Source organism: Pantoea sp. SOD02, from assembly GCF_024707505.1.
Taxonomy (GTDB): domain Bacteria; phylum Pseudomonadota; class Gammaproteobacteria; order Enterobacterales; family Enterobacteriaceae; genus Pantoea; species Pantoea symbiotica.
On record NZ_CP102604.1, the window covers coordinates 2,940,651 to 2,951,129 of the forward strand.

The window sequence follows — 10,479 nt, forward strand, 5'->3', positions numbered from 1 at the left end:
ATTCTTATTGATGGCAAAAAGCGTAGCTGAACCGTTTAGGCTAGACCTCCTTTCACTATCGCACCTCTTAAGCGCCACGACGTCACAATCAGAGAAAACGCATTTTCTTCGTGCAACGTCTGTAGCACTGTGTTGGACCAATACTTAACAGGAATGGGTGCAACACCTTTGCCCACATTATTGCTAATCAAGGAGTTAAGTGATGAACCAGCTAGATGCATTAAAACAGTACACCACCGTGGTGGCGGACAGCGGCGATATCGAATCCATTCGCCATTACCACCCGGAAGATGCCACCACCAACCCATCATTGATTCTGAAAGCCGCCGGCCTTGACGCTTACAAACATCTGATTGATGACGCCATCGACTACGCAAAAAAACAGGGCGGCAGCAAAGAGACGCAAATCATTAACGCCAGCGACAAAGTGGCGATCAACCTCGGTATGGAAATTCTGAAGAGCGTACCGGGCCGTGTTTCGACCGAAGTGGATGCGCGCCTCTCCTTCGATCGTGGCATGTGCGTTACCAAAGCCGAGAAGCTGGTACGTCTGTACGAAGAGTACGGCATCGACCGCTCACGCATTCTGATCAAACTGGCATCCACCTGGGAAGGCATCAAAGCCGCCGAGGAGCTGGAGAAAAACGGTATTCAGTGCAACCTGACGCTGCTGTTCTCCTTCGCTCAGGCGCGTGCCTGTGCTGAAGCCGGTGTGTTCCTGATCTCGCCGTTTGTTGGTCGTATTTATGACTGGTACAACTCACGCAAACCGATCGACCCGTATGTGGTTGATGAAGATCCGGGCGTGAAATCTGTGCGTCGTATCTACGATTACTACAAGAAGCACCGTTATAGCACCGTCATCATGGGTGCCAGCTTCCGTAAAGTGGAACAGATTCAGGCGCTGGCCGGCTGCGACCGACTGACCATTTCCCCTAACCTGCTGGAAGAGCTGGCCAACAGTGATGCGCCACTGGAGCGTAAGCTGGAGCCATCAACCGAAGGCTTCCATCAGCCGGCTTCACTGTCTGAAGCGGAATTCCGCTGGGAACACAATCAGGATCCGATGGCGGTAGAAAAACTGTCAGACGGCATCCGTCAGTTCGCCATCGACCAGCAGAAGCTGGAAGACGTGCTCTCTTCTCGTCTGTAATCCGCACTCACTCTTATGGCGGATGGGCATTGGCTCATCCGCTATCGCCAAATCACAAGGGAGAACCTTATGTCTTCACGCAGAGAGTTGGCTAACGCGATTCGTGCACTCAGCATGGATGCGGTACAAAAAGCAAATTCCGGACATCCCGGCATGCCGATGGGCATGGCAGATATCGCCGAAGTTTTGTGGCGCGATTTCCTCCACCATAATCCCAATAATCCGGCATGGATTGATCGCGACCGCTTTATTCTTTCCAACGGTCACGGTTCGATGCTGCAATACAGTTTGCTGCATCTCACCGGTTACGATTTGCCGATGGAAGAGCTAAAAAACTTCCGCCAGTTGCATTCCAAAACGCCAGGTCACCCGGAACTCGGTTATACCCCAGGCATCGAAACCACCACCGGTCCGCTCGGCCAGGGTTTAGCCAATGCCGTGGGCATGGCGATTGCCGAGCGCACGCTGGCGGCGCAGTTTAACCAACCCGATCACGATATCGTTGACCATTACACCTACGTGTTTATGGGCGATGGCTGTTTGATGGAAGGCATCTCGCACGAAGTAAGCTCGCTGGCCGGTACGCTCGGTCTTGGCAAGCTGATTGGTTTCTACGATCACAACGGTATCTCGATTGATGGTGAAACCGAAGGCTGGTTCACCGACGATACCCATAAACGTTTCGAAGCCTATAACTGGCATGTGATCGGCAGCGCAGAAGGTATTGATGGTCACGATCCAGAAGCCATTGCGGCGGCGATCAAGGAAGCGCAAAGCGTCACTGATAAGCCATCGTTGATCATCTGCCGCACGGTGATTGGTTTCGGTTCGCCGAATAAAGCCGGTAAGGAAGAGTCGCACGGCGCAGCGCTGGGCGAAGAGGAAGTGGCGCTGACGCGACAGAAACTCGGCTGGAAGTACCCGGCCTTTGAGATTCCCAAAGAGATTTATCAGCAGTGGGATGCCAAAGAAGCCGGCAGTCAGCGTGAGAAATCCTGGAATGAGAAATTTGCCGCCTACAAAGCTGCCCATCCGCAACTGGCAGAGGAATTCAGCCGCCGCGTGAGTGGTGAAATGCCGGTAAATTGGGAAACTGAAACCCAGAAATTTATTGAACAGTTGCAGGCTAATCCGCAAAAAATTGCCAGCCGTAAAGCCTCACAAAATACGCTGGAAGTGTACGGCAAGCTGCTGCCGGAATTCCTCGGCGGTTCGGCGGATTTGGCACCGAGCAACCTCACTATTTGGTCAGGTTCGAAATCGATCAAAGATGATCTGGCCGGTAACTACATTCACTACGGCGTGCGTGAGTTTGGTATGACGGCGATTGGCAACGGCATCGCCACGCACGGCGGCTTCGTGCCGTACACCGCCACCTTCCTGATGTTCGTCGAGTATGCGCGTAACGCGGTACGCATGGCGGCGCTGATGAAGGCGCGTCAGGTGCTGGTGTATACGCATGACTCCATCGGCCTTGGTGAAGATGGCCCGACGCACCAGCCGGTTGAGCAAATCGCTGGCTTGCGCGTCACGCCAAACCTCAGCTTGTGGCGTCCATGCGATCAGGTTGAAACCGCTGTAGCCTGGAAAGCCGCCGTTGAGCGCCATCACGGGCCAACCGCGCTGATTCTGTCGCGTCAGAATCTGCTGCAGCCGGATCGCAGCAAAGAGCAGGTGGCGAATATCGCGCGCGGTGGTTACGTGCTGAAAGATAGCAACGGCACACCGGAAGCGATCATTATCGCCACTGGTTCAGAGATTGAAATCGCGCTGGGCGCGGCGGAAAAACTCACCGCCAACGGCCACAAAATTCGCGTAGTGTCGCTGCCGAGTACCGATGTATTTGATAAGCAGGATGCTGCTTATCGCGAATCGGTGCTGCCATCTGGCGTGAAAGCGCGCGTGGCGGTCGAAGCCGGTATCGCTGATTACTGGTACAAGTATGTCGGGCTGGACGGCGCGATTGTCGGTATGACCACCTTTGGTGAGTCTGCTCCGGCCGGCAAACTGTTCCCGGAATTCGGTTTCACCGTCGAGAACATCGTTAGCCATACCGAAGCATTACTCAAGCCGCACTAATCGATCTGGCCCTGCGTCTTTTTGGCGTAAGGGCCATTTTTTGATCACAGCCTGATACAGAAAAAAATCTGCCCTGCCCTCTTCACGCCTCGCTCAAACTGATTACTATAAGCTTTCCTCCGATTCCTATAGCGGACGCTTTCCCGTTGAAAAAACGTACTCCTTTTTTACTGGCCTTAATGGTTTCAGTGCTTCCATTAAAAAGCATGGCGCAGTCATCGCCCGATCCACTGTTGGCATCGCAAATTGTTGATCGCTACGCCGAGCACATTTTCTATGGCAGCGGCGCAACAGGCATGGCGCTGGTGGCGATTGATGGCAATCAGCGGGTTTTCGCCAGCTTTGGTGATACGCGCCCCGGCAACAACGTGCGTCCGCAGCCCGATTCAGTGATTCGTATTGCCTCACTCAGCAAGCTGATGACCAGCGAAGTGATGGTGAAGATGGCCGAACGCGGTCAGCTGCGTCTTGACGATCCGCTAAGCAAATACGCGCCGCCCGGCGCGCGCGTGCCGAGCTACAACGGCCAGCCGATTCGCCTGATTAACCTCTCCACGCATACCAGCGGCCTGCCGCGCGAGCAGCCCGGCGGTAAACCGCATCGTCCGGTGTTTGTCTGGCCGACCAAGTCCGATCGCTGGCAATGGCTGAGCGGCGCCGCATTAAAAGCCGCGCCGGGCACCAATGCAGCCTATTCCAATCTTGGCTTTGATCTGCTGAGCGATGCACTCGCCAAAGCGGCGGGCATGCCGTATCCGGCGCTGTTTCAGCAGTTGATAACGCGTCCGTTGGGCATGAAAGACACCACTTTCACGCCGTCACCGGATCAGTGTCAGCGTCTGATGATTGCGGAGAAAGGCGCCAGTCCGTGCAACAACACGCTGGCGGCTATCGGCAGCGGCGGCGTTTACTCAACGCCAGACGATATGGGCCGCTGGATGCAGCAGTTCCTCAACTCGGCAGTGAATCACCGCACGCCGCAAATTGATCGCCTGCAAACGCTGATCTACCGCCGCGACCAGTTGACCAAAGTGGAAGGCATGGATGTGCCGGGCCGCGCCGATGCGCTGGGCATGGGTTGGGTTTATATGGGGCCGAAGGAAGGTCGTCCGGGGATTATTCAGAAAACCGGCGGCGGCGGCGGTTTCATTACCTATATGGCGATGGTGCCGCAACACAACGTTGGTGTGTTTGTGGTGGTGACGCGCTCGCCGTTAACGCGTTTCACTCCGATGAGCGATGGCGTGAATAATATGCTGACCGAGCTGGTGGGCAATCAGTCGGGTTCACCGATGACGGTGCAAGCGATTCGTTAATCATATGGGCGAAGGTCGCCATTAATGGCGACCTTACGGATTAACGCGACTGCACCGGATTTTGCGATTCAGTGACCCAGAGTGTTGGCCAGTCTTCACTGCTGTGCCACGCATCGCAGGTCTTCTCCTCCGCATACTCCGCCAGCACAAACTCGTTGCCGTCATACTGCCAGCGCGTCGCCACGCCGCAATCACCCAATCCACGTCCTTTACTGAAGGTGTAGAGCAATCCATGGCTGGCATCGAATTCGGCGTTCACCAACTCCAGCTGATTATCGCTGCGTGATGCTGGGGTAAACGGCAGCGTTAAGCTCAAGCCACGCGACACATAAGGCGCATCACGCGTCACTTCGAATGCCAGATCGATAACGTTATAGGCACCGGTTTCACAGCTAATCAGCAGCAGCGCTTTGCTGTCGGTTAGCGGTGAAACGCTCACTTCACGTCGCAGCGGATCGAGCGAGCAATTATCGGTATTTACCCGCCAGGTACCAAAATCAATCAAACCGCTGGTCTCTTCCTGCGTCAGCGGCGGCGGCGACGGTAAAGGCGCAGGTAACGCCGGCAAGGCGGGCTGCGGCGGCACATCCCACTGCACGCGGTCGCCACGCTTCACCCAGGCGCTGGCACCGTTGACGCGCCCCTGCACATCATCCATCAACAATAACGCTGCCTTCATGCCGCTGAGCGGAATGGTGGCGTTGGCTTTGTAGGTCAATTGCAGGCTTTGCGCATCCAGCGTCTGCGCCAGGAACTCGTCGATGGCGATAGCATTGCTGGTCGCCAGATGGTGCGGCTCCACCGTCCAGTGTTTGAGATCCGGCGTCAGACGACGTTGATCGAGCAACAAATTGTCCTTGAGCGGGCCGCCCGGCAGCTCACCGCTGTAGCCGCTGCCGTAATCAATGCGCAACAAGGGGCGATCGTTGACGCCAGCATGACGTGAGATCGTCATCACTAAGCCGTTGTCACCGGGAAAACTGCGCGCCACGCAAAAAGCCGCATTGTTACAGGTCAGCTGCCAGTCAGAAAATGACTTTTGCAGTGGCTGAGCCTGTACGCACGCGACAAAAAGAAAGGGCAATAAAAGCAGTAACTTCATCCAATACGACATCAAAAAAATCGGTCCCCAAATTCCTGGAAAGAAAATAATAGCGCAACGGGAACGCTGTCAGCAGGCCTAAACTGTGAGCCGGCCCTAAAAGCGGGGTCAACCGCTGAAAAAGACATCACCTTGTGGCAATCGGGTATTGGATAACGCAATGGCTCATCATCCGTTTTGACCGATTCCTGCTCAATCGGATTCGTCGCACTCTTGTTGACGCATCACAAAACGGTCAAATACACACAAACGGGCATAAACAGTCATGCTAGGTTAAATCCATGTTGCGGCTATGCAACGCGCGTAGAACGCGGATTTCGCGACATCAGGCGCATTTATGTGAAGTACTTCACGTAATTTTAATAACCAGACATCTCATTTACATTAAAGACAGATCCAGATCACTCTAATCAGCTAAGGCGTTTTGGTGACTGTGGACTCGTGCGCAGCCCACACTTTCCAAATGCGCAATCCAGTAATTTATAACCATCGGAGGTTAGTATGTTGCCGATTGAAAGACAGCAGCGAATTATTGACGAATTAAATGTAAATGGTCGGGTCATTGTCGCTGAATTAGTCACGTTATGTCAGGTTTCACAAGAAACCATTCGGCGTGATTTAACTCAGCTGGAGAAACGTGGTCTGTTACAACGCAGTCACGGTGGTGCGGTACCAGCAAAACGACAGGCCGCTAACATTCAGGGGAATACAAGAGGCGTTAACGAGTATGAATTATCTTTCCGCCAGAGAATAAATGAACACGTTGATGCCAAGATGGCTATTGCCAAACGCGCACTCGATTTCATTAGCCCTGGCGATTGTATATTACTCGATAGCAGCACCACTTGCTGGTATTTAGCGCGACAGCTGCCAGATATTGAATTAACGGTATTAACCAACTCCATCAGGATTGTGCAAACCCTTGCGGCACGCGGCAGCATCCGCACTATCTGTCTGGGGGGAGAATATTCTGACCGTTATGAAGATTTCCACGGCGTAGTCGCCGAGCAACCGCTCAGGGAATTTCAGATTAATAAGATCTTTTTTTCCTGTAGCAGTTTAGGCAATGACGGTTATTTACGCGAAGGGAACGAAAACAACGCACATTTAAAACAGCAAATGTTATTAGCAGCGGAAAGAAAACATCTGCTGCTGGACGGAAGTAAATTCCTGCAGCCCTCATTCGCGCGTATTTGTCATTATCGCGATGTGGACTTCCTCATTACTGACCAATTAAAAGACAAAGAGCTGGAACAAGAATTAGCGTGGAACGGCGTCAATATTATTGATTGCTCCCAGCGCAGCCATTCTATGCAGCTAATAAAAAATTAAATCGGAGTCTTTATGAAAAAACATCTTATCGCCTGTTCTCTGCTCGCCCTGTTTGCCGCCTCCGGCGCGCACGCTGCTGACAAATTACGCATGGGCATCGTGGTGAAAATTGGCGGTATTCCGTGGTTCAACGCCATGGAAGCGGGTATCAAGAGTGAAGCGGCGAAACGCGGCATTGACGCGTGGATGGTGGGCCCAACCGCGGCCGATCCGGCTTTGCAGGTGCGCGCTATCGAAGATCTGATCGCCCAGAAGGTCGACATCATTGGCGTGGTGCCGAATGACCCGAAAGTTCTGGAACCGGTGCTGAAGCGCGCCCGTGATGCCGGCATTGAAGTGATCACTCACGAATCGCCGGATCAGAAAGGCGCCAACTGGGACTTCGAACTGGTGGATGCGCCGACGCACGGCATCAACCATATGAAAGCGCTGGCGAAGTGCATGCATGAAGAGGGCAAATACGCCATGTACGTCGGCAGCCTGACCGTGCCATTGCATCAGCAGTGGACCGATGCGGCGCTGAATTACCAGAAAGAACACTATCCGAAGATGCAGATGGTCACCGACAAGTTTGGCGTCGGCGAATCGCTGGATGACTCGATCCGTACGACCAACGAACTGATGTCCAAGTACCCGGATTTGAAAGGGATTATGGCCTTTGGTTCACAAGGTCCGATTGGCGCCGGTCGTGCGGTGATGAACCGTAACAAGATGGATCAGGTTTGCGTGATTGGAGCCTTCAGTCCTGGTCAGGGCGCGTCACTGGTGCAGCGCGGCGCGATCAAAGGCGGCTACATCTGGAATCCGCAGACCGCAGGCGAAGTGTTCGTGCGCATCGCCGACATGATGCAGAAGAAAGAGCCAATCACCGACGGAATGACCATCGAGGGTTTGGGCAAAGTGAAAGTTGACGAGGCGACCCACACCATCCTCGGTAACAACACCGAAAGCCTGGACAAAGAGAACCTGCCAAAACTGGTGAAAATGGGGCTGTAATGATGAAAGAGGTGATCCCACAGACGCTGATTGCGCTCGACAACCTGTCGAAAACATTTGGTGGCAACCGCGCACTGAGCGATATCTCGCTGACCTTGCTGGCTGGCGAAGTGCACTGTCTCGCTGGCACCAACGGCTGTGGCAAGAGCACCTTAATCAAAGTCATTTCCGGGGTGCATGCCCCGGATAGCGGCAGCCGCATCACGCTGGGCGAAGGCCCAAGCTTCCCGCGTCTGACCACACGTCAGGCGCGTGACTTCGGCATCCAGGTGATCTACCAGGATCTGTCGCTGTTCCCCAATCTCAGCGTGGCGGAAAACATCGCCTTCGAGCACAACTTAAGTAGCCTGCTCGGCTGGCACCGCAAAGCCAAACTGCGTGAATCGGCGCAGCGCATTATAGATGAGCTGAAGTTTGACCTCGACCTCGATGAGAAAGTGGCATCGCTGTCGATTGCCGCCCGCCAGCAGGTGGCGATTTGCCGTGCGCTGGTCGCCGATGCGCGGCTGGTAATCATGGATGAACCAACGGCGTCGCTGACGCGTACCGAGGTAAATCAGCTGCTGCGCACCGTGCGTTACCTGAAAGACAAAAACATCTGCGTGGTGTTTGTCAGCCATCGTCTGGATGAAGTGCTGGAGATTTCGGATCGCGTGACGGTGATTCGCGACGGCCGCAAAATGGGCTGCTGGCCCGCCAAAGAGATGACGCCGCACCATCTGACCGAACTGATGACCGGCCTGAAGCTCGACTACCAGTTAAAAACGCCGACGCGCAATGACGACCGCCTGATCCTCGAAGTCGAAAAACTGACGCGCGCCGGACAATACCACGACGTTAATTTCAAACTCTATCAGGGCGAAGTGCTGGGCCTGTGCGGCCTGCTGGGCTCTGGCCGCACCGAACTGGCGCTATCGCTGTTTGGCATGACCAAACCCGACAGCGGCAAGATCTGGCTCGACAGCAAACCGGTGCGCTTCCGTGGACACGAAGACGCGATCAAAGCCGGTATCGGCTACGTCTCTGAAGATCGCTTAACGCAGGGCTTAGTCCAGCAGCAATCTGTGGCCGACAACATGGTGTTGCCGATCCTCGACAAACTGCAAAACCGTTTCCACCTGATTGACGAATACCGCAAGAACAAGCTGATCCTGCAGTGGATTCAGCAGCTTGGCGTGCGCGTTGCCGATCCCAATCTGGCGATCTCCACGCTCTCCGGCGGCAACCAGCAGAAAATCGTGCTGGCGAAATGGGTGCTGACCCAGCCGCGCATCCTGATCCTCGATTCGCCCACCGTTGGCGTGGATGTCGGCGCTAAAGCCAGCATCTATCAGCTGATTCATCTGCTGGCGAAGGAAGGTTTGTCGATCATCCTGATTTCCGACGAAGTGCCCGAGGTTTGGTACAACTGCGACCGCATCCTGCACTTCCGTGATGGCACCGTTCATGCCGAATACCAACCCGATACCGTTGAGCAACAGCAGCTGGCGGAGGTGATCAATGCCTGATTTTTCTCGTTTACGTCCGAGCTCCAGCCAGGGCTGGCTTGCCTGGGTTTTGCTGGCGTTCATCGTGTTTTTCTCTGCCGCCAGCGATCAGTTCCTGACGGTACAAAACCTGCTGGATCTGGCCGAAAGCTACGCCGTGACCGGCATCTTTGCCCTCGGCCTGTTTGTGGTGCTGGTGACCGGCGGCATCGATATCTCCTTTGCTGCGGTGGCGTCGGTGGTGCAATACCTGATCGCCTCCCTATTTGTGCAGTTCCAGTTTGATAACGCCCTACTCAGCATTCTGCTGGCGGTGGTGTGCGGCACGCTGTTTGGCGTAATCAACGCCCTGCTGATTACCTCGCTGCGCGTGGTGTCGATCATCATCACCATCAGCATGCAGTCGCTGCTGTTTGGTCTGCTGATGTGGGTGACCGGTGGCAAAAGCCTCTATTCGCTGCCGGATTGGTGGATCACGCTGCGCAGCGTGCTGCCGTTCAGCTGGCAAGGCAACAGCTTCCAGATTGGATTGCCGCTGGTGACCATGCTGGTGATTGCCGGACTCACCGCGCTGCTGCTGAACAAAACCAATCTCGGCCGCCAGCTGTATGCGGTGGGCGGCGATGCGGAATCAGCGCGCCGCATCGGTATTCGCGTCGGTCTTATCCACATCTTCGCCTACGGCTGGCTGGGTGCGATGGCGGCGATTGGCGGCTTAGTGCAGGTCTATCGCATGGGTGAAGTGGTGCCGAATGCGCTGGTCGGCGGCGAGCTGGATGTGCTGGCGGCCACGGTGCTGGGCGGTGCCAGCCTGATGGGCGGCAAAGGCACGGTGAGCGGCACCTTAATGGGTGTGTTCCTCATCGCCATCCTGAAGAACGGCCTCAACCTGATTGGCGTCTCCAACTACTTCATGAACATCGTGGTGGGTGGCGTGATCATGGTGGCCATCGCCGTGACTCACTACAAAAAACGTAAAGAAACTGATGTCAGTTTCGTTTAACGGAAGGCGCA

General features: G+C 54.8%; 8 protein-coding genes. 7 read left to right on the plus strand and 1 reads right to left on the minus strand.

Annotated elements, in window-relative coordinates:
* Window positions 1-202 precede the first annotated feature (202 nt).
* The 3 genes from tal to ampH all read left to right on the plus strand — a co-directional run bounded on the left by tal (window position 203) and on the right by ampH (window position 4,548).
* Window positions 203-1,153 (plus strand): transaldolase, encoded by a 951-nt coding sequence (gene tal, locus NR302_RS13705; protein ID WP_008107843.1) that lies wholly within the window; start codon window positions 203-205, stop codon window positions 1,151-1,153.
* Window positions 1,154-1,222: 69 nt separating this feature from the next.
* The gene (tkt, locus tag NR302_RS13710) at window positions 1,223-3,232 is read left to right on the plus strand and encodes a transketolase (RefSeq protein ID WP_258143725.1); all 2,010 of its coding nucleotides are present in this window, start codon (window positions 1,223-1,225) and stop codon (window positions 3,230-3,232) included.
* 146 nt (window positions 3,233-3,378) lie between these two features.
* A complete protein-coding gene (gene ampH, locus NR302_RS13715; protein WP_008107847.1) occupies window positions 3,379-4,548 on the plus strand; it encodes a D-alanyl-D-alanine-carboxypeptidase/endopeptidase AmpH in 1,170 nt (389 codons plus the stop codon).
* A 40-nt stretch (window positions 4,549-4,588) separates the two neighbouring features.
* Here the strand turns inward: ampH and NR302_RS13720 are convergent, their stop codons facing one another.
* A complete protein-coding gene (locus NR302_RS13720) occupies window positions 4,589-5,662 on the minus strand; it encodes a DUF1176 domain-containing protein (protein WP_154155728.1) in 1,074 nt (357 codons plus the stop codon).
* A 489-nt stretch (window positions 5,663-6,151) separates the two neighbouring features.
* Between NR302_RS13720 and NR302_RS13725 the strand changes: the two genes are divergently transcribed.
* Genes NR302_RS13725 through NR302_RS13740 form a run of 4 tightly spaced genes read left to right on the plus strand, consistent with a single transcriptional unit; the run spans window position 6,152 to window position 10,468 of the window.
* Entirely contained in the window at window positions 6,152-6,982 is an 831-nt protein-coding gene (locus NR302_RS13725; RefSeq protein ID WP_258143726.1) for a DeoR/GlpR family DNA-binding transcription regulator, read from the plus strand.
* Between the two features lie 12 nt (window positions 6,983-6,994).
* Window positions 6,995-7,978, plus strand: coding sequence for a substrate-binding domain-containing protein (locus NR302_RS13730; protein ID WP_061717926.1), 984 nt, complete (start codon window positions 6,995-6,997; stop codon window positions 7,976-7,978).
* 2 nt (window positions 7,979-7,980) lie between these two features.
* The gene (locus NR302_RS13735) at window positions 7,981-9,486 is read left to right on the plus strand and encodes a sugar ABC transporter ATP-binding protein (protein WP_258145199.1); all 1,506 of its coding nucleotides are present in this window, start codon (window positions 7,981-7,983) and stop codon (window positions 9,484-9,486) included.
* Window positions 9,479-10,468 (plus strand): ABC transporter permease, encoded by a 990-nt coding sequence (locus tag NR302_RS13740; protein WP_008107854.1) that lies wholly within the window; start codon window positions 9,479-9,481, stop codon window positions 10,466-10,468. The genes NR302_RS13735 and NR302_RS13740 overlap by 8 nt, the downstream gene beginning before the upstream one ends.
* Window positions 10,469-10,479: the final 11 nt, after the last annotated feature.

Bases quoted from the DNA above. Each gene is read 5' to 3' on its own strand.
- tal (WP_008107843.1), top strand. From the start codon at position 203: ATGAACCAGCTAGATGCATTAAAACAGTACACCACCGTGGTGGCGGAC.
- tkt (WP_258143725.1), top strand. From the start codon at position 1,223: ATGTCTTCACGCAGAGAGTTGGCTAACGCGATTCGTGCACTCAGCATG.
- NR302_RS13720 (WP_154155728.1), bottom strand. From the start codon at position 5,662: ATGTCGTATTGGATGAAGTTACTGCTTTTATTGCCCTTTCTTTTTGTC.
- NR302_RS13725 (WP_258143726.1), top strand. From the start codon at position 6,152: ATGTTGCCGATTGAAAGACAGCAGCGAATTATTGACGAATTAAATGTA.
- NR302_RS13730 (WP_061717926.1), top strand. From the start codon at position 6,995: ATGAAAAAACATCTTATCGCCTGTTCTCTGCTCGCCCTGTTTGCCGCC.
- NR302_RS13735 (WP_258145199.1), top strand. From the start codon at position 7,981: ATGAAAGAGGTGATCCCACAGACGCTGATTGCGCTCGACAACCTGTCG.
- NR302_RS13740 (WP_008107854.1), top strand. From the start codon at position 9,479: ATGCCTGATTTTTCTCGTTTACGTCCGAGCTCCAGCCAGGGCTGGCTT.